Source organism: Pacificibacter marinus, assembly GCF_018860665.1.
Taxonomy (GTDB): domain Bacteria; phylum Pseudomonadota; class Alphaproteobacteria; order Rhodobacterales; family Rhodobacteraceae; genus Celeribacter; species Celeribacter marinus_A.
The window spans coordinates 113,883-134,475 of the sequence record NZ_JAHKPK010000018.1 but is presented as its reverse complement, the minus strand read 5'-3'; the positions used below and the strand labels follow the sequence as shown (position 1 = coordinate 134,475).

The 20,593-nt window shown below is 53.1% G+C and carries 19 protein-coding genes, 1 tRNA gene and 1 other RNA gene; 11 read left to right on the top strand and 10 right to left on the bottom strand.

The features are described from left to right. Nucleotides 1–4 precede the first annotated feature (4 nt). Nucleotides 5–81: transfer RNA gene (locus KO497_RS05145), tRNA-Arg, on the top strand. Nucleotides 82–419: 338 nt separating this feature from the next. Here KO497_RS05145 and KO497_RS05140 read toward each other — a convergent pair. The 3 genes from KO497_RS05140 to ssrA form a co-directional block, all read right to left on the bottom strand. Beyond that, nucleotides 420–935: an SspB family protein gene (locus KO497_RS05140; protein WP_215942896.1), complete on the bottom strand. Its 516-nt coding sequence runs from the start codon at nucleotides 933–935 to the stop codon at nucleotides 420–422. Nucleotides 936–1,273: 338 nt separating this feature from the next. Continuing rightward, a complete protein-coding gene (locus KO497_RS05135) occupies nucleotides 1,274–1,699 on the bottom strand; it encodes an ester cyclase (RefSeq protein WP_215942895.1) in 426 nt (141 codons plus the stop codon). 142 nt (nucleotides 1,700–1,841) lie between these two features. Then, nucleotides 1,842–2,218: a transfer-messenger RNA gene (gene ssrA / locus KO497_RS05130) on the bottom strand. Between the two features lie 137 nt (nucleotides 2,219–2,355). Here ssrA and KO497_RS05125 point away from each other — a divergent pair. Continuing rightward, nucleotides 2,356–3,342 (top strand): MDR family oxidoreductase, encoded by a 987-nt coding sequence (locus tag KO497_RS05125; protein WP_215943029.1) that lies wholly within the window; start codon nucleotides 2,356–2,358, stop codon nucleotides 3,340–3,342. Nucleotides 3,343–3,440: 98 nt separating this feature from the next. Here KO497_RS05125 and KO497_RS05120 read toward each other — a convergent pair whose 3' ends face one another. Genes KO497_RS05120 through ccmI form a run of 3 tightly spaced genes read right to left on the bottom strand, consistent with a single transcriptional unit; the run spans nucleotide 3,441 to nucleotide 5,434 of the window. Then, nucleotides 3,441–3,689 carry a DUF1289 domain-containing protein gene (locus KO497_RS05120; RefSeq protein WP_215942894.1) on the bottom strand — a complete coding sequence of 83 codons (249 nt, stop codon included), beginning with the start codon at nucleotides 3,687–3,689 and terminating at the stop codon, nucleotides 3,441–3,443. Between the two features lie 24 nt (nucleotides 3,690–3,713). Continuing rightward, nucleotides 3,714–4,199 (bottom strand): Holliday junction resolvase RuvX, encoded by a 486-nt coding sequence (gene ruvX, locus KO497_RS05115; RefSeq protein ID WP_215942893.1) that lies wholly within the window; start codon nucleotides 4,197–4,199, stop codon nucleotides 3,714–3,716. Beyond that, the gene (ccmI, locus tag KO497_RS05110; RefSeq protein WP_215942892.1) at nucleotides 4,196–5,434 is read right to left on the bottom strand and encodes a c-type cytochrome biogenesis protein CcmI; all 1,239 of its coding nucleotides are present in this window, start codon (nucleotides 5,432–5,434) and stop codon (nucleotides 4,196–4,198) included. Before ccmI ends, ruvX begins: the two co-directional genes overlap by 4 nt. Nucleotides 5,435–5,703: 269 nt before the next feature. On the opposite strand from ccmI, the gene KO497_RS05105 reads away from it, so the two are divergent. Continuing rightward, nucleotides 5,704–6,306, top strand: a complete 603-nt coding sequence (locus tag KO497_RS05105; RefSeq protein WP_215942891.1) for a superoxide dismutase — start codon at nucleotides 5,704–5,706, stop codon at nucleotides 6,304–6,306. A gap of 256 nt (nucleotides 6,307–6,562) precedes the next feature. Continuing rightward, complete coding sequence (rarD, locus tag KO497_RS05100; RefSeq protein ID WP_215942890.1) at nucleotides 6,563–7,522, top strand: EamA family transporter RarD; 960 nt, start codon at nucleotides 6,563–6,565, stop codon at nucleotides 7,520–7,522. Here rarD and KO497_RS05095 read toward each other — a convergent pair. Further along, on the bottom strand, nucleotides 7,462–8,019 hold the full coding sequence (locus tag KO497_RS05095; protein ID WP_215942889.1) for a TIGR00730 family Rossman fold protein: 558 nt from the start codon (nucleotides 8,017–8,019) through the stop codon (nucleotides 7,462–7,464). The genes rarD and KO497_RS05095 overlap by 61 nt on opposite strands. Before the next feature lie 119 nt (nucleotides 8,020–8,138). On the opposite strand from KO497_RS05095, the gene KO497_RS05090 reads away from it, so the two are divergent. From KO497_RS05090 to KO497_RS05065, 6 genes are all read left to right on the top strand, one after another. Next, nucleotides 8,139–9,746 carry a LysM peptidoglycan-binding domain-containing protein gene (locus tag KO497_RS05090; protein WP_215942888.1) on the top strand — a complete coding sequence of 536 codons (1,608 nt, stop codon included), beginning with the start codon at nucleotides 8,139–8,141 and terminating at the stop codon, nucleotides 9,744–9,746. Nucleotides 9,747–9,912: 166 nt separating this feature from the next. After that, nucleotides 9,913–11,736, top strand: coding sequence for an ABCB family ABC transporter ATP-binding protein/permease (locus KO497_RS05085; RefSeq protein ID WP_215942887.1), 1,824 nt, complete (start codon nucleotides 9,913–9,915; stop codon nucleotides 11,734–11,736). A 108-nt stretch (nucleotides 11,737–11,844) separates the two neighbouring features. Further along, nucleotides 11,845–13,251, top strand: a complete 1,407-nt coding sequence (locus tag KO497_RS05080) for a cryptochrome/photolyase family protein (protein ID WP_215942886.1) — start codon at nucleotides 11,845–11,847, stop codon at nucleotides 13,249–13,251. A gap of 99 nt (nucleotides 13,252–13,350) precedes the next feature. Beyond that, complete coding sequence (locus KO497_RS05075) at nucleotides 13,351–14,598, top strand: SAM-dependent methyltransferase (protein ID WP_215942885.1); 1,248 nt, start codon at nucleotides 13,351–13,353, stop codon at nucleotides 14,596–14,598. 3 nt (nucleotides 14,599–14,601) lie between these two features. Next, the gene (locus KO497_RS05070) at nucleotides 14,602–15,042 is read left to right on the top strand and encodes a TrgA family protein (RefSeq protein WP_215942884.1); all 441 of its coding nucleotides are present in this window, start codon (nucleotides 14,602–14,604) and stop codon (nucleotides 15,040–15,042) included. Then, the gene (locus KO497_RS05065) at nucleotides 15,033–15,902 is read left to right on the top strand and encodes an NUDIX domain-containing protein (protein ID WP_215942883.1); all 870 of its coding nucleotides are present in this window, start codon (nucleotides 15,033–15,035) and stop codon (nucleotides 15,900–15,902) included. Before KO497_RS05070 ends, KO497_RS05065 begins: the two co-directional genes overlap by 10 nt. A 31-nt stretch (nucleotides 15,903–15,933) precedes the next feature. Here the strand turns inward: KO497_RS05065 and KO497_RS05060 are convergent, their stop codons facing one another. From KO497_RS05060 to cobA, 3 genes are all read right to left on the bottom strand, one after another. After that, nucleotides 15,934–17,151: an MFS transporter gene (locus tag KO497_RS05060; RefSeq protein WP_215942882.1), complete on the bottom strand. Its 1,218-nt coding sequence runs from the start codon at nucleotides 17,149–17,151 to the stop codon at nucleotides 15,934–15,936. Nucleotides 17,152–17,262: 111 nt separating this feature from the next. Then, entirely contained in the window at nucleotides 17,263–18,552 is a 1,290-nt protein-coding gene (locus tag KO497_RS05055; RefSeq protein ID WP_215942881.1) for a cobyrinate a,c-diamide synthase, read from the bottom strand. Continuing rightward, nucleotides 18,549–19,409 (bottom strand): uroporphyrinogen-III C-methyltransferase, encoded by an 861-nt coding sequence (gene cobA, locus KO497_RS05050; RefSeq protein ID WP_215942880.1) that lies wholly within the window; start codon nucleotides 19,407–19,409, stop codon nucleotides 18,549–18,551. Before cobA ends, KO497_RS05055 begins: the two co-directional genes overlap by 4 nt. A gap of 116 nt (nucleotides 19,410–19,525) precedes the next feature. Here cobA and KO497_RS05045 point away from each other — a divergent pair, with 116 nt between their 5' ends. Then, nucleotides 19,526–20,593 carry a cobalt-precorrin-5B (C(1))-methyltransferase gene (locus KO497_RS05045; protein WP_215942879.1) on the top strand — a complete coding sequence of 356 codons (1,068 nt, stop codon included), beginning with the start codon at nucleotides 19,526–19,528 and terminating at the stop codon, nucleotides 20,591–20,593.

The window sequence follows — 20,593 nt, the reverse complement described above, 5'->3', positions numbered from 1 at the left end:
AAAGGCACCCATAGCTCAGCTGGATAGAGCGCTGCCCTCCGAAGGCAGAGGCCGCAGGTTCGAATCCTGCTGGGTGCGCCATTATTTTCCATTAAAAACAGTATTATATCGTTCTTCGTGTGTTCGTGGGAAATGCGATTTTACACAATAGATTCGCAGAACGTTTTTTGGGAGGCAATGATGTCAAAGAAAAATCGCCGAAGGGGCTGCAAGCCAGCACGACGGCGTAAAATATCGGCCGAGTTCTTGGTTCGACATGAATAGGTATTCCGTCCTATATCAGGAATCTTATAGGACGTGTCCTGAGAGGTCTGACATAGACTATATGGCAGAACAACAAACGCCTTGATCAAACGCTTTGGGCAGTAGGAAACAAAGGCGCGAAGAGACCGAACATTTAGAATGCCGCAACGCAGGCATTATTTGCGGAATTGATCCAAGGACACAATTTCGGCTTCTTTAGGTTTATCTTCACTGGATGGTTTTTCGTCAGATGCGCTTATGGAGGGCGTGGTGAATTCGGATACATCAGAGCTCGATATCTCGATATCGTCATCTTCTTCGTCAATATCGTCATTTGACTCTTGGGTTTCAAACCGCAGGCCAAACTCGACGGACGGATCCACAAAGGTCCGTATCGCATCATATGGAATGAACAGGGGCTCAGGGCTATCGCCGAAATTCAACGTGATAGAGAAACTGTCCTCATTGACTTCTAGATTGTCAAACCAATGCTGGATCACCACGGTCATTTCTTCGGGGTAGCGATCCGACAGCCAATCGGCCAATTCAACATCAGGATGCATTGTATCGAAGGTGATGAAAAAATGGTGGTTACCGGGTAAACCTTCTTTGCGCACGTTTTCGAGCACTTGACGGATCAAGCCACGCATCGCGTTGTGCATTAGATTTCCGTAGTCAATGGATTTTGCCATCTTATGCATCCTTCCAAGATGTAGTGACCTTAGCATAAGGGATTCTATTCCAAAGGAAAGAGGGGCTGTGCCCAATCGGGATAGCATTTTGGGTTAAAGATGCGGCATTCTTTTGTGCGGGGTTTATTGGCGTCGACCTGAGTTGTGCGATTTTCGATTGTGGTGTGAATCTCGTGCATATTGCAATCTTGATAGAACTTTACCACAGGGCGGAGCCAAGCATGACTGCCTTGTTTCATGGCTTGTAGAAAGTTTAATTTAGAGGCCGTTGAAAGTGTACAAAAGCTGGAACAAGCCTAAGATACCATGGTTGAAAAAGAGGTGTTGCAGGTTTGTCGTTAAGAAAGCTGTTCCCCCGACAAGCACAGCGCAATTGTGTCTTTAGGTAGAAAGCCAAGCTGTTCGAAAAAGCTCATAAAGTCGAAGTGATTGTAGGCTTCGATGATTTTATTGTTTTTTGTTTTAATCATAACCTGACCAGAGCAAACAACAGGTGACATATTTTCGGCATTTTGAGCCTTGATATCAACCAAGGCCCAAGCTTTGTCGCCATCTTCCATACTGTGCGTGATGGTGATTTTAACATTTCGGATCAGGCGCAAGACGGCAGGCACAATGGTTTGGAAATCTTCGAGTTCTGCCGCCAAATCCGTCATCAATCCGTTGGCCATCGCGTCAACGTCAAAGTATTCTGCCACTGCGTCTAAGTCGCCTTGTTCCCAAACGCGTTCATACCATGCTTGTAAAATTTCCACGCCAGTCATGATGCTGCTCCGATTGATCAGATTTGAATGATCATACAATCAGAACAATTAATGAACACTTACCAATCTCATTGGGCGTGTTTCATCAAGCCCGCTCATTGGTTTGATGGTGTCTAAAGTGTAAAGAAATGGGAGGGTGTTAAGTGCAGGTTTCTGTTGCCAGGTACCTGCGAACCCCGCCTGACGCTGCTAGGCGACAGGGCTTAAGATTTCAATGTTTCGCACAGCTTACGCTGCGAGAGCCATTGGAGCTTTGTTGTCATTTGCAACTACTCAGTTTGTACCGATAACGGTGGTAACTCACCGAAACAAAGCTAACCCCTTTAGACGTCCGTCGATCCTATTTCGTCCCCATGTGCCCTAGACCATACCCCAAATGAGAGTTGATACAGGAGTGATTGGTGGAGACGCAGGGTACCGCCCCCTGGTCCGATCCGTGTATTACGAGCGCGTTTATGTCCATAGTCGAGCAAGCCCGACGCATTAGATATAGGGGGTCTGGGCGCGGGCTGCAAGGGGTCGGGGCTATAACAATGATTGCGCGGGCGTGATCGCCGCGTCACAAAATAACGCGCTTGCGCTCTATATCCAATTGCCTGACACTCGCCTGCAACGGGACAATCGATGTGAATTTCATCGGATTATGGGAGGACACAATGCGGGCATTGGTGATGGAACAGGGGGCTGATGGTCTGGCTGAGGCTCAGATCAAAGACATCGACGAGGGTCTATTGCCCTCCGGTGATGTGATGGTTCGGGTTGAATATTCAACGCTCAATTACAAAGACGGGTTGTGCCTATCGCCCAAAGGCGGCGGTCTTGTGCGCAGCTATCCCCATGTGCCGGGAATCGATTTTGCGGGCACTGTCGAGGCGTCTGAGGATGCGCGCTATGTCCCAGGTGATAAGGTTGTATTGACCGGTTGGCGTGTGGGCGAGGTACATTGGGGCGGATATGCCGAGAAAGCACGGGTGAAAGCCGATTGGTTGGTGCCTTTGCCGCAGGGCCTGACAACACGCCAAGCGATGGCTGTTGGCACGGCAGGTTTCACAGCCATGCTGGCGGTTTTGGCGCTGGAAGATCATGGTTTGACGCCAGCAAAAGGCCCTGTTTTGGTCACGGGCGCTGCCGGTGGTGTGGGGTCTGTTGCTACAGCGATCTTGGCCAATTTGGGCTATGAGGTGGCTGGTGTAACTGGGCGCCCAGAGCAAGCGGAGTATCTGACATCTTTGGGGGCGTCACAGATTGTTGCACGCTCCGAGATCAATGAGACCGTGAAGCGCCCGCTTGAGGCGGAAACTTGGGCGGGATGCATTGATGCCGTTGGCGGTGAAATGCTGGCGCGCATCTTAGGTCAATTGAAATACGGCGGATCTGTTGCGGCGATTGGTCTTGCAGGCGGTGCGAGCCTGCCGGCCAGTGTGATCCCCTTTTTGCTGCGCGGCGTGAACCTATTGGGCATCGACAGCGTTATGCAACCTTATGAGAATCGCAATCGAGCTTGGGCGCGGATTGCTACGGATTTGCCGATGAACAAGCTTGAGGACATGATCGTGCCAGCAACACTTGAGGATGTGCCTCAACTTGGGGCTGATATCTTGAGCGGGCAAGTCAAAGGGCGTGTTGTTGTTTCAATGACTTGAAGCAAAAGGCGCGTGGCCTCTTTGATTTCAAAAAAGAAAAAGGTCGCTCTGTCACGGGCGACCTATTTTATTTAAATGACGCAGAACAACGGGCGAGATCAGTCGAGCTTGCGTTTGAGGCGGGCAGCACGTCCGCCGCGCCGCGTGGTTGGGGCGGCTGCGCGATTGGGCAGGTCTGCCATTATGGCGGCGCGCTCGGCAGGTGACATTGTTGACCAACCGCCGATTTCGTCAATCGAGCGCGCACAACCCAAGCACATCCGTGTTTCAGGATGGATTTGGCAGACTTTGGTGCAGGGGCTTTCGATTTCTGCACGCGTCCAAATATTATCTGTGTTGTCTGGCATGTGTTTTAGGTCAAATACTTTATGTCAGGCTTGGGTTTTCAAATGCGCTAAACGATCTAACGCGCCTTGCAAAATCAGCCCTGCAGCAACCTGATCTATTTTTTCGGCGCGTTTGGCGCGCGACATATCGGCCTCAAGCATCACACGTTCAGCGGCGACAGTGGACAGGCGTTCGTCCCAATAGGTGATCGGTAGTTCGATCAATTGGCTTAGGTTGCGGGCAAAGGCGCGGGTTTTTTGACAGCGCGGGCCTTCGGACCCGTCCATATTGCGGGGCAATCCCAAGATAACACCACCGATTTCGCGCTCGGCAAAGACCTTGATCAGCTCTTGCGCGTCCAAAGTGAATTTTTTGCGGCGCACTGTCATGGCTGATGACGAAATCGTTCGAAAGCGATCAGAGACCGCCACGCCAATGGTTTTGTCGCCAAAATCAAGCCCCGCAATGGATGTCATCATGGGAAGCGTTGCCGCGAATTCAGCGATGTCTTCGAAAATTTGGGCGCTCATTGAACAATTCCTGCGGATTGGGCGGCTTTGCGAACCGTGGCTAAGGCTGTGGCGTCTGGTCCAAAGATGACCTGTGCCTCGCCCCATATAGCACGTGCGCGGCTGGTGTCACCCAATACGCCCAAGGCTGAAATGAGCTGCGCCCATTCGTCAGGCGTGCCGCCATCATTGGCCAAACGCGCTGACAGTTGATCGACCATGGATTGAATAAAGGCCATACGGTCGCCTGCGTCCATATCGGCTGCGGCCTCAACGTCGTCGGCTGTTGGGCCTTTAAGCGGAGATTCTGACGCAGCCAAGGGCGGCAAAGTGTAGCGTTCGCCAGCGGCAAAGGCGACGGATTCGATTTGATCCCGAATGGGTGCCACCCAAAGATCGTCTGGCGCGCTATTGCTGAGCAGGCGGGACCAAAGCCGAAAGGTCATATCAGGACGGCCCGTTTGGGCAAACATCAATCCTGCGTAATAATTGGCCGTGCCATTGCCTGCATCGCGGGCCAATGATTTGGTGATCGCGGTTTCGGCCTCGGGTGAGACATAGCCGCCCACGGCCAAGATCATCAAATCAGCCAAAGTGGCATAATCCTCAGCTGTGGCTGCATCGCCTTTGATGGCAATCACGCGGGTCTGGGCGGCATAGGCTTCACGGTATTCACCGACAACTGAAGCATTGCGCGCCAAAAGCATGTGGCCTTGCAGATCATCGGGGCGGGTTTCCAGTGCGGCGCGCAATTGATCGAGCAACTCTAGGTGCTGTGGATTCGGTGTCTCAAGCGGCGGCGACGCAGGGGCGCTGTCTTCGGCGTCAGCCTGCGTGGGCCGTGTTTCGCGGATTTCTTGCGCCAAGGCCAAGCGGGTTTTCAATGGTAAATCTTGATAGGTCGGCGCGCCCTCGACGGTATAAAGCCAAACGCCACCCCCGAAAACCATGGCACCGATCAGCAAAGCGGCCCAAAGGGGCAGGGCGGCATCTTTGGTGGAGTGACGATCTTTTTTGCTGTCCGCCTCTAACATACGCCGCGAAATTTCCAAACGGGCGCGTTTTGCGGCCTCTTCGGTCAGCATTCCGCGTGTCAGATCGCGATCCACCTCATTCAGTTGGTCTTTATAGACGCGCAATTCGATGGCTGTATTGCCGATGTCATCCGCGATCGAGCCACGCTTCCGTAGCAAGACAAGCACCAAAGGCGCTGAGGCAAGAAGGGCGATGATCGTGGCGATGATCCAAAAGGTCATAAGGTGTATCCGCGCTAGGTCAGTGTCAGGTCGTGTCAAATCGTGTCAGGCCAAAGATGTAGACCGCGCGTGCCGCTTGGGAAAGGCCTTATCAAGCAGATGTGACGCTATGGCCTGTTGATGATCTGATCGCGGGGGCGTTTCGTGCTAAACTTTGCCCCCAGTTGCGTTAAATTCGCACAACTTGGCCTGTCGGCCCTTGACCCCGCGCGCGCATCGCATCACCTATAGGGCAATCAAACGCACCATTTAAATAGGGAGCCTTCATCATGGCCTTTTCACTTCCAGATCTTCCATACGCTCACGATGCTCTTGCCGATCTCGGCATGTCCGCTGAGACGCTCGAATTTCACCACGACTTGCACCACAACGCTTACGTGACCAATGGCAACGCTGCTATTGCTGGCACAGAGTGGGAAGGCAAATCTTTGGAAGAGATCATCGTTGGCACATACGACAAATCTTCTGTTGCGCAAAACGGCATTTTCAACAACATCTCTCAGCTTTGGAACCACAACCAATTCTGGGAAATGATGGGTCCAGATGGCAATGCGATGCCAACTGAGTTGGAAAAAGCTTTGGTTGAATCCTTCGGCTCAGTTGATGAATTTAAGAAACAGTTCTGTGCGGCTGGTGCGGGTCAATTCGGCTCTGGCTGGGCTTGGCTTGTGAAAGACACAGACGGCGCTTTGAAAGTCACTAAGACTGAAAACGGCGTGAACCCTGTGTGTTTCGGTCAAACGACATTGCTCGGTTGTGATGTGTGGGAACATTCCTACTACATCGATTTCCGCAACAAACGCCCTGTCTACCTTACAAACTTCCTTGAAAAGCTTGTGAACTGGGAAAACGTAGCATCCCGTTTGGGTTAGGCTCAACAAAGCTGATCGCGTCGTTCCCCAGTTGCTTGCGCAAAGCTATCGCTTAGCAGCTGGACTGGGAAAACGTAGCATCCCGTTTGGGCTAAGCCCTGACGTTTGAGAAAAAAAAGAAAAGGGCGCCTTGGGGCGTCCTTTTTGCATTTTGGCCTCTGTCGCTCTATTTTTACAGAAGGGCTGTGCGCATCTGGGCTATTTTGGTATACCATTTATTCTTGCATGCTGGCAGTCTTTCACGCCAATTGATGCTATGACAGATCGTAAAACCGGATTTCTCGCTCTCTTCTTGGCCTACACCCTATGGGGCATCTCAGCACTGTATTACCGCGAGGTGAATCACGTCCCGGGGCTTGAGGTTTTGGCGCATCGTACCTTTTGGTCTTTTGTCATGTTTGGCGCTATTATTGCCTTGCAAGGGCGCACGCGCGAGCTGCTGTTTTTACTGCATCCCAAAAGCGGCGCGCAGGGGCTGTACCGGATCGCGCCAGCAGCGATACTCGTGTCGCTCAATTGGTTTTTGTTCATCTATGCTATTCAATCCGATCAAACGCTTGAGGCCTCCTTGGCCTATTACATCTTTCCGTTGATGGCGGCTGGCGTTGGGGTTATGATCTTTGGCGAGCGCTTAAAGGGGCTGCAATATATCTCGATGCTGTTGGGATTGGCTGCTGTTGTCGTATTAACGATCGGCCTTGGCGCGGCGCCTTGGCTTGCTTTGACCATGTCGGGCAGTTTTGTCATATACGGCACGATCAAAAAGGGCTTGGCTGTGGGGGCGGTGATTTCTATGGCCGCTGAAGCCGCACTGTTGGCGCCTTTCGCATTGATCTATTTGATCGGAGTTGAAATCTGGGGTTGGGGCGGCACAGAGACGCAGGCGTCAGGGGTTTTCGGGGCGACGATCCGCGACACAGTTTTGCTGATTCTTGCTGGCGCGGTCACAGGCGTGCCGTTGATTTTGTTCTCAATCGCCTCGCGCCGTATGTCTATGATCGTACTTGGGCTTGGCAATTACCACAATTCGACATTGCAGATGATCATCGCCGTTTGGGTGTTCGGTCAGGTGATAACACCGTCGCATATGATCGCCTTACCGATGATTTGGACAGGTCTTGCCCTGTTCACATGGACCGCTTGGCGTGCGGACCGTCAGGCGCGTACAGATAAAATATCTGCTGTCAGCTCTTCAACGGAAGAGACTGTTTTATAAAAGCTTTTGTTGATCTCAGAGGCAAAGCCTTCTGAAATCACGTGATCGATCAAGGCCTCAAGCGGGGCCCAGTAGTCATTCACGGACAACAAATAGATCGGTTTGTCATGCAGGCCGATTTGTTTCCATGTCAATACCTCGAAAAACTCGTCCAAAGACCCAGCTCCACCGGGCAAGACCACAATGGCGTCGCAGTTCATGAACATGACTTTTTTGCGCTCATGCATGTTTTCAGTGACAACAAATGTCGACAAATCGGCTTTGCCGACCTCTTGTTTGAGCAAATGCACAGGAATCACACCAAAGGTCGCCCCACCGGCCTCTTGCGTGGCGCGCGCAACAGTGCCCATCAGTCCAACATCACCGGCCCCATAGACCAAACGCCAGTTTTGATCCGCAATCGCGCGTCCAAGATTTGCAGCAGTCTCAGCGTAGACAGGATCGCCGCCAGAGCGCGCACCGCAAAAAACACAGACAGAAAGGGAAAAATCAGCCATTTTACGGTCCTTTGGCAAGAGATTGGGCAAGGAAGTCTTTGACCCTTGTTAGGCGCATTGTTACCGTGGCTCAACCCCTCTCAAAAGATGAGGGGACTTAGGGAAACGGGAACAACACTATGCCTTTCAAACAGGCTTTTGGGTCAGCGGCTTTACCTGTCGCGGGGGCGTCTGCGATCGCGATTGCAGTCGCAATAGGATATGTCATCTATATAGCCGCGCCAAGCGACGACGCTGCCGTGCCAGGTGAAGTCGAAACAGTCAGTATGTCAGCACCGCCACCCGTTGACGAAACCACTGGTGATGCATTGGTCGAAATGACGGTGCCTGACGTAAGCGCAACCGTTACTGAAGGTGGCAACGAGGAAGGTCACAACGTAGATTCGGTGCCAAACCCTGCGGTTGTGGCGTCTAAACCTGTTGAACCACCCGTTGTGTTGCAGCCTATGGAGGCTCCTGTTCAGCCCAAGCATGCTCCCGCGCAAGAAGATTTTGTTGATACCACGCCGACAGAAACGCTCGCCATAACTGCGCCTGAAATTGTGCCCGCAGACATTGACCAAGCTGTAGACAGTGGAACGGCAACAGCCGCGCTTAGTGCTGCTACACCTCAAGACGTCGCACAAGACCCGACACCGAAACCGAATGACAGTCCCCTTGACGCCGCTGTGCCTAATCTGTCTGTGCCCACGGTCGATATCGTGCGTATTCCGCCAGAGGGCATTTCCACCGTTGCTGGTCGCGCGGATTCTGACGTGGATATTCTGATCTTTATTGATGGGGTTGAATTGACCCGTGTCACAACAGGCGCAAGCGGCGACTATGTTGCGTTGTTTGATATCCCTGCGGTCGATCACCCGCGCGAGATGCAGATCGCAGCGCAAAAGGGCGAGACCCGCGTCTTTGCCAGCAGTTCAATCGTCATCGCGCCCTTTAAGCCTGTTCAGGCACCGGAACCTGTCGAAACCGCGCAGATTGATCCTGTCACTGAGGCCAATTCTGATGTTGCGGAAGTGACCGAAACCGAGGCGGCAAAAACGCAAACCTTACCAGAGACCCCGCCTGTCAGCACCACAGTTTCAAATGAAACGCCCGCAGCGCCTACCGTAATGGTGGCCGATGAGACCGGTGTGAAAATCTTGCAATCGGCAGCGCCCCTCACAGGCGTCAGTATCGACGCGATCACCTATGATCCCGATGGCGCTGTCTTTGCGTCTGGGCGTGGCACGGCGGGCGCGACTGTGCGGTTGTATCTGAACAATGCGGCCTTGATGGACACAACCGTGGGCACTGATGGTCAGTGGCGTGCGAAAATGGATGTCGCGACTGGCATATATTCTTTGCGTGCAGATATGGTGGATGAGGCTGGCAAAGTGCTTAGCCGCGTTGAAATTCCGTTCAAACGCGAAGATGTCACTGTGCTAGAGCGTTTGGCGCAAGGGGCTGCGCAGAGCACGGAACCGGTTGCAGATCAAGTGATGACTACTGAAGCAGGCAGCCAGACCGAAACCGCACGGGCCGCGCGTTCTGATAGGGCGACACAAGATGCACCTCAGCCGCGGATTGCTTCCGTCACTGTGCAGCCGGGCAATACGCTTTGGGGGATTGCCTCTGAAACCTACGGCGATGGATTTTTGTTTGCGCGTGTGTTCAACGCCAATGTGGCCCAAATACGTGACCCTGATTTGATCTATCCCGGACAGGTGTTTGTGTTGCCCGACGAATAACCTCTGCACGTTTTGCATATCGATATTTTAGTAAAAACAGGGGCAGGCGCGTCATTTGCCCCTGTTTATAGACTGGGGCAGCGCCTATATACCTCATCTTGTTTGGTTTTAGCCCGTCATTCGTGCTGGATACCGCTGGCGCCACCTCATTTTGAAAGGCAGCTTTATGTCACCACGCCCGTCGATCACCAGTTCTAAAGGTCCCGAAAACGGATGGTCCGTGGTCAAACAAGTGGCGCCGTACCTGTGGCCCAAGAACAATAGCCCTGCGCGTGTGCGCGTGATTTTGGCCTTGCTGGTGATGATTTCGGCAAAAGTCATCTCTGTCACGGCCCCTTATTTGTATAAACTCGCGGTGGATGTGCTTAGCGGAGATATCGCGGATAAGCCTGAGATGATGTTGGTGTTCGGCGCGGTTGGATTGACGGTGGCCTACGGGTTGGCGCGTTTGATGACCAATGGGTTTCAACAGTTGCGCGATGCGATCTTTGCCCCTGTGGGCCAAGCCGCACTGCGCCAATTGGCTTTGCAGACGTTCCAGCACATTCACGCCCTATCGCTGCGCTATCATTTGACCCGTAAAACCGGCGGTTTGAGCCGGATCATCGAGCGCGGCGTCAAAGGCGTTGCCTTTTTGCTCAACGTCATGCTGTTCGGCGTGTTTCCGTTGATCCTAGAGCTTGGCATGGTTTTGCTCATCTTGTGGCGCGCTTTTGGGTTTTCCTATCTTTTGGTCGTCGCAATTACGATTGCGGCCTATGTGATGTATACGTTTAAGGTCACCGAATGGCGGGTCAAAATTCGCAAGGAAATGAACGACCAAGACAATGATGCCAATCAAAAGGCCGTCGACAGCTTGCTGAACTACGAGACGGTCAAATATTTCAACGCAGATGCCCGCGAAATCGCTCGTTATGACACCGCGATGGCGGCCTATGAGAAAGCGGCGGTCAAAACCGAATATTCTTTGGCGTTCTTGAATTTTGGCCAGTCTGTGTTCATCACCTCTGGTTTGGTCTGTGTGATGGTTATGGCCGCTATGGGCGTGCAAAACGGGACAATGAGCGTTGGTGATTTTGTGATGGTCAACGCCTATATGATCCAAATCACTATGCCGCTGAATTTCCTTGGGTCTATGTACCGTAACATTCGCCAATCTTTGGTCGATATGGAAGAAATGTTCGGTCTGTTAGACCAGCCTGCGGAAGTGGTGGATGCACAGGATGCCAAAGCTTTGCGGGTCGCAGGCGGTGCACTTGAATTCAATAACGTCGATTTCGCTTATGATGCTGAACGCCCCATTTTGCGTGGGCTAGACCTGTCTGTGCCGGCTGGCAAAAAGGTCGCTGTCGTCGGCCCGTCTGGTGCGGGTAAATCCACCATCGGGCGCATGCTGTTTCGCTTTTACGATATCTCTGGCGGCAGTTTGTTGATCGATGGCCAAGATGTGCGCGATGTGACGCAAACCTCTTTGCACGCTGCCATCGGTGTGGTGCCGCAAGACACTGTTTTGTTCAATGACACCGTGCGCTACAATATCGCTTACGGCAAAGACAATGCAACATTTGACGAAATTGTTGCGGCCTCCAAAAAAGCGCAAATCCACGACTTTATTCTAAGTCTTCCCAATGGCTATGAGACCCAAGTGGGCGAACGCGGGCTGAAACTTTCCGGAGGCGAAAAACAACGGGTGGGCATCGCGCGCACCCTGTTGAAAGATCCGCCGATTTTGCTGCTGGACGAGGCCACGTCGGCGCTAGATACCCAAACCGAACGCGATATTTTGGGGGCTTTGAAAGCTGCGGGCGAGGGGCGTACTGTCATAACCATCGCGCACCGCCTGTCCACTGTGGCCGATGCAGACGAGATCGTGGTGCTGGAAAAAGGTCAGGTGACAGAGCGCGGCACGCATGAGGAGTTGCTGGAACGTCACGGAAAATACAGTGCCATGTGGGCGGCACAGGCCGAAGATCGTGAAGATGTTGCTTAGTGTTTTTAACCCGTATGGGTCTTAATGACCTGAATCTCTTGTCAAAGTGATCCAATCACATCACGCTTGCGTAACCTTTAAAACAACAGGTTACGACTGGGGCGATTGATGACGGCACTGTGGTGGATACGGCGCGATATGCGGCTTGCGGACAACCCAGCACTATGTGCGGCGGTGCGTGCTGGCGATGTGATCCCTGTGTTCGTTCGTGATGGCGTTGTTGACGTTTTGGGGGCCGCGCCCAAGTGGCGCATGGGGCTGGGCCTTGCGCATCTGCAAAATCAACTGAAAGCGCTTGGCGGTGACGTGGTGCTGCGCAGTGGTGATCCGCGCGATATTTTGCTGCAGCTTGCCCAAGAGACAGGCGCAACATCGGTGTTTTGGTCGCGCTTATATGATGCAGGATGTATTGCGCGTGACACCGATGTGAAATCCAATCTGCAGGCTCATGATATTGCGGCTCATTCTCTTGCGGGGCATTTGTTGTTTGAGCCGTGGTCGGTTGAGACCAAACAGGGCGGGTTCTACAAGGTCTACACGCCCTATTGGAACACGGTCAAACATCGTAATGTAGATGCGGCTTTGCCAATTCCAGTTTTGAAATTTGCGCCCATGCCGCCAAGTGAAGCGCTAGAAGACTGGCATCTTGGGGCCGCCATGAAACGCGGGGCAGATGTCGTAATCCGCCACGTTCACGTGGGTGAGGATGCAGCCCAAACGCGTCTGACGCGCTTTATCGAAGACCATATAGGCCATTACAAAGCCCGCCGTGATTTTCCGGCAGAGCCCGTATGCTCTGGCCTGTCTGAAAACCTGACTTACGGCGAAATTTCGCCCCGCCAAATCTGGCAGGCGGGCCTACGGGCGCTGGAAGAGGGGGCCGCTGGGGCAGAGCATTTTTTGAAAGAACTGGTCTGGCGCGAGTTTGCCTATCATTTGTTATATCATCGCCCTGATTTGCCGACCGAGAATTATCGCCCGCATTGGGGGGATTTCCCGTGGAATACGGATGTATCGCGCCCAGAGGTCGAACGATGGCAGCGCGGGCAAACAGGGATCAAATTTGTCGATGCCGCCATGCGCGAACTCTATGTAACGGGCACGATGCACAACCGCGCGCGGATGATCGTAGCCTCTTATTTGACCAAACATCTGATGACCGATTGGCGTGTGGGGCGCGCTTGGTTCGAGGACTGTTTGATTGATTGGGATCCCGCTGCGAACGCGTTGGGCTGGCAATGGGTTGCGGGCTGCGGCCCAGATGCGTCACCTTATTTTCGTATCTTTAATCCTGATGGTCAGATCGAGAAATTCGACAAGCAGGGTGTGTATTTGGCCCGATGGCTTGCCGAAGGCCAATCTCATCCTAGTGAAACGGCACTTAGCTATTATGACGCCATTCCAAAATCATGGGCTTTGGCACCGCAAGATCGATATCCAAAGCCCATAGCACCTTTGAGCGAAGGGCGACTTCGTGCGCTTGATGCATACAGCGCTTTGCCAAAATCCGCTTAAAATTAAGGCTGCCACGCGACGTGTCGCGCAAAATATGATAAATTTGACGGGACATCCTTTGAAGAACAGGTGGGACCGACAACCGAAAAAGGGGCTATTATGCTTGATTATGCTGCAACACCGTTTGACGATACTGAGGTTTTGACCAGCACAAAGGGTCAAAGCAATCTGCCGCGTTATTTTGCTCAAGCCTTTGCGATGATCAGCAGATTAGAGCGGGGTCAACTTGATTTCGTGCTCACCGATGGGCGTGTTTTTCGCGCCAAAGGTCTGTCTGACGGCCCGCACGCCGTGGTTGTGTTGAAAAACGATGATGTTTTTGCGCGCCTCATTCGCGAAGGCGATCTGGGGTTTTGCGAAGATTACGTGCAAGGTGGCTGGGATACACCTGATTTACAGGCGTTCATGGATTTGGTCCACGCTGACAATGACGAGATGTATGACAGCTTTCCGGGCATGGGAATGGTGCGCGCCTTTGAGCGTCTGCGCCATTGGTTAAATTCAAATTCCAAGCGCCAAGCCCGCAAAAACATCTCGCATCACTATGATTTGGGCAATAGGTTTTACGGGCTGTGGTTGGATGACAGTATGACCTATTCTTCGGCCTTGTTTGAAACCAATACACAAAGCCTTTCTGACGCACAGATCGCCAAATATCGCTCTATGGTGGATGAAATGGGCGTGAAAGCTGGGGATCACGTGTTGGAAATCGGCTGTGGTTGGGGCGGATTTGCAGAATATGCTGCCAAGCATCGTGGTTTGAGGGTAACGGGGCTGACCATTTCGCAAAAGCAGTTTAACTTTGCGACGGATCGCATTGAAAAAGCTGGATTAACTGATCTGGTGACTCTCAAGTTGCAAGACTATCGCGACGAGGTTGACCAGTATGACGGTATCGCGTCCATCGAGATGTTCGAAGCCGTTGGCGAGAAATATTGGCCAGTCTATTTTGACACGGTTCGGCGGTGTTTGAAACCGAAAGCCCGCGCCACGTTACAGATTATCACTGTGCAAGATCGCCGGTTTGAAATTTACCGAAAGTCCGTCGATTTTATCCAAAAGCACATCTTTCCGGGTGGCATGTTGCCAAGTCCGACTGTTTTGCGCGCGCAGATCGCTGCCTCTGGATTGGAATTTGAAACATCCAAAGAATTCGGCGAAAGCTACAGCAAAACACTGCGGCTCTGGTATGAGGCTTTCAATGCCAATTGGGACCAGATTGAACCGCTCGGATTTGACACAGAGTTCCGTAAAATGTGGAATTTTTATCTGACCTCTTGCGCTGCGACGTTTCACAGTGGAAATTGCGACGTAACACAGATCACAATGTCCAAACCGGATCGGTAACTCATGCCCACAGCGCCCAAACTCGCAGCTCTCTTTTGGTACGCCCTCGTTGGCTGGTTCTCGGCACAATTGGTTATTCCCTATCTTCCTGAAGGGTCGCAGGTTGGCCAACTGCTGTTGATCAGTGCGGGGTTCGGCGGTTTGGTCGGTTGGACCTTTGCAGGCAGGCGCGCAGGCGATTCGATGCGTGCAGCTTACGGATATGGCCTGACTGCAATATTTCTGCTCGTTTTATACTGTGTGTTTTATTTTTCATTCGAAGAAATGATCCGCCGCTCATTGCGTAAACGCTACGACGGCCCGATGCATGCACTGACAAATTGTGTCGAACTGATGGGCAAACACTTTTTATTGTTGCTGAAGTGGGATATTCTGATCGTATTGGTATTTGGCGGCCTGTTCGGGGGCTGGATTGTCGAAAAAGTAGGACGCAAATGGTCGTAAATTCAGCGTTTGAAGCGCTCAAAGGGCGTTTTTCAAACGACGAGCTTGCCTATCTCTGCGAGGTCTTGGATGGATCAGAGTCTGAGCTAACGGCTGATTTGATCACCGCCGCCGCGCATGAAGTTCTGGCGTATATGCCGTTTGAGCCCGCCAAAGAGGTCGCACAACGGCGCGGCATGATTTTGGTGCGCGCCGATAGTCGTCTGAGGGCTGGCATGGGGCGTCCAATGGGGCAGGGCACATCTTTGCGGCGGCGTGGTCGTGGACTGGATGCGGTCAATGTTCATGCCAAAGCCTATCCTTATTCCGATTTTTTCGCTGTTGAGGATCTGAAACTAAGCCACACACGTTTTGATGGCGGCACCTCGGCCACGATGGATCGCGCAGCTTTTGTGTCTGCCGATGCTGTGACTGTCTTGCCCTATGACCCTGTCCGCCAACGCGTGATGCTGATTGAACAATTTCGAGTTGCCCCTTTCGTGCGCGGTGACACACAGCCGTGGTTGCTTGAACCTATTGCCGGTCGCGTTGATGCAGGTGAAACAGAGGTCACAACGGCGCGGCGTGAAGCCATGGAGGAAGCGGGGATTGCCTTGCGGGATTTGCATCTCGTAAGCGGCTATTACCCTTCCCCGGGCGCGTTGACGGAATATGTCACCTCTTACGTGGGCATTGCTGATCTGCCTGATGGCGTGGTTGGCATCGGTGGTTTGGCATCTGAGCAAGAAGATATCGCCAGTCTGATCTTAAGCTTCGATGAGTTGATGGTTTTGGCCGATCAAGGCGCGTTGGACACGGGGCCTTTGATGGTGTCAGCACTTTGGCTGGCCCGCCACAAGGACAGGCTAGACCAAATTTAGTTTTTGCCTATTTTTGCTTAGCTATAAGCTGTTACGCCTTTTTTGGCTGCATCCATAGCCAAATCAGGGCTGCCCCCGCCAAGGTTAAAAGCGGAATCATCGCAAGGTTCACGGCGCTCCACCCGTCTTGCGCAGTGCCGCCCGAGCAGTTCATCAACCCACCTGAGGCCAGCGAGGCAAATGTCACGCCGCCAAACACCAGCAGATCGTTCATGCCTTGAACGCGTCCACGCTCTGATGGCTCATGCGACGATGACAACATCGCTGTGGCTCCGATAAAGCCAAAATTCCAACCGATCCCAAGGAACACAAGTGCGACAAAAAAGTTGCCAAGGGATATGCCCGACAGCGCCACAAGACCAGCCACGCCCAAAATGGCCAATCCGGTGGCCATGATTTTTTCGACCCCAAAACGTGCAATCAAGGAACCAGTGAAAAACGAGGGAATGAACATCGCTAAGACGTGAAAAGACACCACATCGGCGGCATTGTTTTGGGTGAATCCACAGCCCACAACCGCCAAAGGTGTCGCGGTCATCACAAGGTTCATCAAAGCGTAAGACACCATGCCCACGATGATCGCCACGGCAATACGTGGTGTTTTCAACAGCTCCCATTTTGTTCGCCCAAGGCTTTCGCCCTCTTTGGCCACAGGGGGCTTGGGAATGTTGAGGAATAAAAACAGCATTGAGCCGATAATATTGATCGCGATCACTGCCAAATAGGTGCCCAAAAACGGCACGACCATGGCCTGCGATGTGAGCTTAACCAATTGCGGTCCGATGATGGCCGAAGCCAATCCGCCCGCCATCACATAAGAAATCGCCTTGGGACGAAATTCTTCTGAGGCCGTGTCGGTGGCTGCAAAGCGAAAGAAGCCTTGGGATGATTGATATATGCCGGTGAACAAACCACCGACAACGAACAACCAAAAGTTTTGTTGCAGCAAAGCGATGGCGCCAATGGCTGCCCCTAGCGCGCCAGCGCCAGCGCCGATGAAAAACCCGACCCTGCGCCCATGTTTTTGCATGATGTTTGACATCGGCGTCGCTGTCAGCATTGATCCCAGCACAGTCGCTGTGATCGGCAGGGTCGCGAAACACAGGTTCGACGCTAAAGATTGTCCCGCAAGCCCAGCGATGGTGAAAATCATTGCCATCTGCGCACCCAAAAAGGCTTGCGCCGCCACCAAGATATAGACATTGCGTTTGGCGCGGGCGTGATCGGCAGGTAAAATAGAGCTTATCATGATGAAACTTCTTTTGGCCAAGGCGTCAGGCCTATGTGTGTAACGTTTTTATGTGCAAAAAACACGTGACAAATTGTGCGTATGGGGCATCACAATTGTGATCATTCGGCGTTATACGCGGTCGATCAAATGCATGAACGACCCTGACACCGAGCCGTTGATCAATCCTGTGTCAGGCAATTCCTGATCCATAGCGTCTTTGACCTTGAACAAAGGTCTGCCTGAGGCTTTCAACGTGGAGGCGTAATGAAATTCATGCGCACGCCATGATCCTTGGAACGGCCCGCAATCTGATTGCACCGCGCGATACCCCAAGTGTAATTTGCGTGTTGCAAAGGAAGTCTCTAGCCCCAAAAGCCCCGCCATCTTATGCCGCTGACCTGTGGCATCGATCATGCCATCGCCCAAAACCATATAGCCACCGCATTCGCCGTAAACGGCGCGACGCGCGGCGGCTTCGCGCAGGCCCTGCATGAAATGATGATTGTTCGCCAGCTGACCGGCATATAATTCGGGGTAGCCACCGGGCAAATAGGTCAACTCAACTGCGGGCGGTGCTTGATCTGCGAGAGGCGAAAAGACCGACACCTCGGCACCTTGAGCGCGCCAATCTGCCAAAAGATGCGGATAGGCAAAGGCAAAAGCAGCATCTTGTGCCACGGCAATGGTTTGGGCTGGTGGTGTCAAAGCGGCATGCGTCGGGGCAGGGGCGACATCACTCGCGAGCGACAAAATAGATTTCAAATCGACATGAGCGGCAAGGCTGTCTGCCACTGTGTTTAGATAAGCATCCAAATCATGACGCTCTTGGGCTTGAACCAATCCAAGATGACGATCGGGGTGAATAATATCAGCGCTGCGCGGCACCGCGCCCAAAACAGGCACATTCACATGGGCCAAAGCGCGCACAAGCATATCTCGGTGACGCTGTGATCCGACCTTATTCAAGATGATGCCCGCGATGTTGATGCGTGGGTCATGAGCAATAAATCCTGCCACCACCGCACCAATGCTTTGCGCCATACGCGCCGCATCAATCACCAAGATCACCGGAATATCAAAGAGACGCGCCAAATCGGCCGAAGATCCTTTGCCATCCAAGGCGGGATCAAGGCTTGGCGCACCGTCAAACAGCCCCATCGCGCCCTCGATGATCAAAGTCGTGTCTGAATCACAATGCGCAAGGGATTTCAGGCGGCTTGGACCCATCGCCCAAGCGTCCAGATTGAAACAGGGTTGCCCGCAGGCGGCTTCGTGAAAGCGTGGGTCGATATAATCAGGGCCTGATTTTGCGCCACGTACAGTATGACCTCGTCGCGTCAGCGCGCGCAAAATTCCCAAAGTCAACGTGGTCTTGCCAGATCCAGAGCTGGGGGCGGCGATCAAGACGGCACGGGTCAATCGCGCAACTCAGCGGGTTTGCCGCGTCCCAAAGGGTCCAGATTGCGTGGTTTTTCGCCCCGCTCCAAAGCCTGCCAATCCAACACCTGACGCATCAAAACGGAACGCCCCACGCAGATAATCGCGGGCGGCCCCATTTCGGTATTGGCGATGTCGTCCAGCATTGCGCCCAAAGTGGTCTCTAACACCTTTTGGTTTGGTGTCGTCGCTTGGGACACAATCGCAACGGGTTCATCCATTTCGCGTCCGGCCCCAAGCAGGCCTGCACGAATAGAGGGCGCATGTTTCATGCCCATATAGATGACCAAGACACCTGAGGCGCGTGACAAAGCATCCCAATCAAGCGTCTTCGTCGCTTCGCCAGTTTGATCGTGGCCCGTGACAAAGGTGACGGCTTGGTTCACATCACGGTGGGTCACAGGAATACCCGCATAGGCCAAACCGCCGATGCCCGCCGAAATGCCAGGAACAATACGCACATTGATCCCGTGTTGGATCAAGGTCTGCGCTTCTTCGCCGCCACGACCAAAGACAAAAGGATCGCCACCTTTGAGCCGCATCACCCGTTTGCCTTGCTGTGCCAATTCCACCAAGGTCAGAGAAATATCGATCTGTTTGGCAGAGGGTTTGCCTCCACGCTTGCCCGCATATATTTTTTCAGCGTCATCACGCGCCCACTCTAAAATCTCAGGCGCGACCAATGCGTCATATACAATCACATCCGCTTGGCGCAGCGCATTCACAGCATGCATTGTCATAAGACCGGGGTCACCGGGGCCTGCGCCACATAGCCAAACCCATCCAGGTTTGATCTCGGGCCAATTGCCTGTGGGCAAAGTGAGTGTTGATTCTGTCATATGCGATTTATGACGCAGCACGCAGGTCTAGGAAAGACCCGTCAGATGCAGTTGCTTGGCCTTTGGACAAGAAAACGCATAGCAATTCGTCACAGGCCCGTTTTATAGTCAGCACAATGACACATACACCCACACCATTGCGCCGCGGCTGGACCACGGGCGCTTGTGCCACCGCCGCCACCCGTGCGGCGTTGATGCAGCTGTGGGGCGAAGGCTTTCCTGATAAGGCGCGCATCACGCTGCCAAAGGGCGAACGGCCTGAATTTGCCTTGTCTTATAAAGCGTCTGGGATCGATCATGGCACGGATTGGGCCGAGGCTGGCATCATCAAAGATGCCGGCGATGATCCTGATGTCACCCATGGGGCCGAAATTCGCGCCAGAGTTTCGCGCTCAAATGGTGGTGTCGTGTTCAAAGCGGGCGAGGGCGTGGGCACTGTGACCAAAGCAGGCCTGCCGATTGGCGTGGGCGAACCCGCGATTAACCCTGTGCCGCGCGAGATGATGACAGCACAAGTCATCGAGATGGCCGCACGTTTGGGGCAACGCCCTGATGTCGAGATCACCATTTCTATTCCCGATGGCGCAAAAATTGCTCAGAAAACATGGAACCCGCGCCTTGGTATTTTGGGCGGATTGTCTGTTTTGGGCACCACAGGTGTTGTGCGGCCGTTTTCTTGTGCCGCTTGGATTGCCTCTATTCATCGCGGTGTCGATGTGGCGCGCGCCGAAGGTCTAACCCATTTGTCTGGCTGCACAGGGGCCACGTCTGAACGCATTGTTCAAGCGCATCATGGGCTGACTGATGCAGCTATGTTGGATATGGGCGATTTCGTCGGCGGAATGCTGAAATATATCGTCAAACATCCCGTGCCGCGTGTCACTATTGGCGGGGGGATCGGCAAAATTGCAAAGCTCGCTCAAGGTGAGATGGATTTGCACTCCAAGCGTGGCCAAGTGGATTTGCCATTTTGGGCGGCGCGACTTGATATGCCAGACATTGCCTCTGCCAATACGGCCCTTGAAGCCAGTCAGATCGCTGGGCCTGTCTTTGCAAAGGCTGTGGCTGAAACAGCCTTAGACACTGTCAATGCGCGGTTCAAAACAGGTTGTGATGGCACAGCTATTCAGTATGACATTGTGGTGATTGACCGCGCAGGCGCCATTTTGGCCACAGCTTCTTAA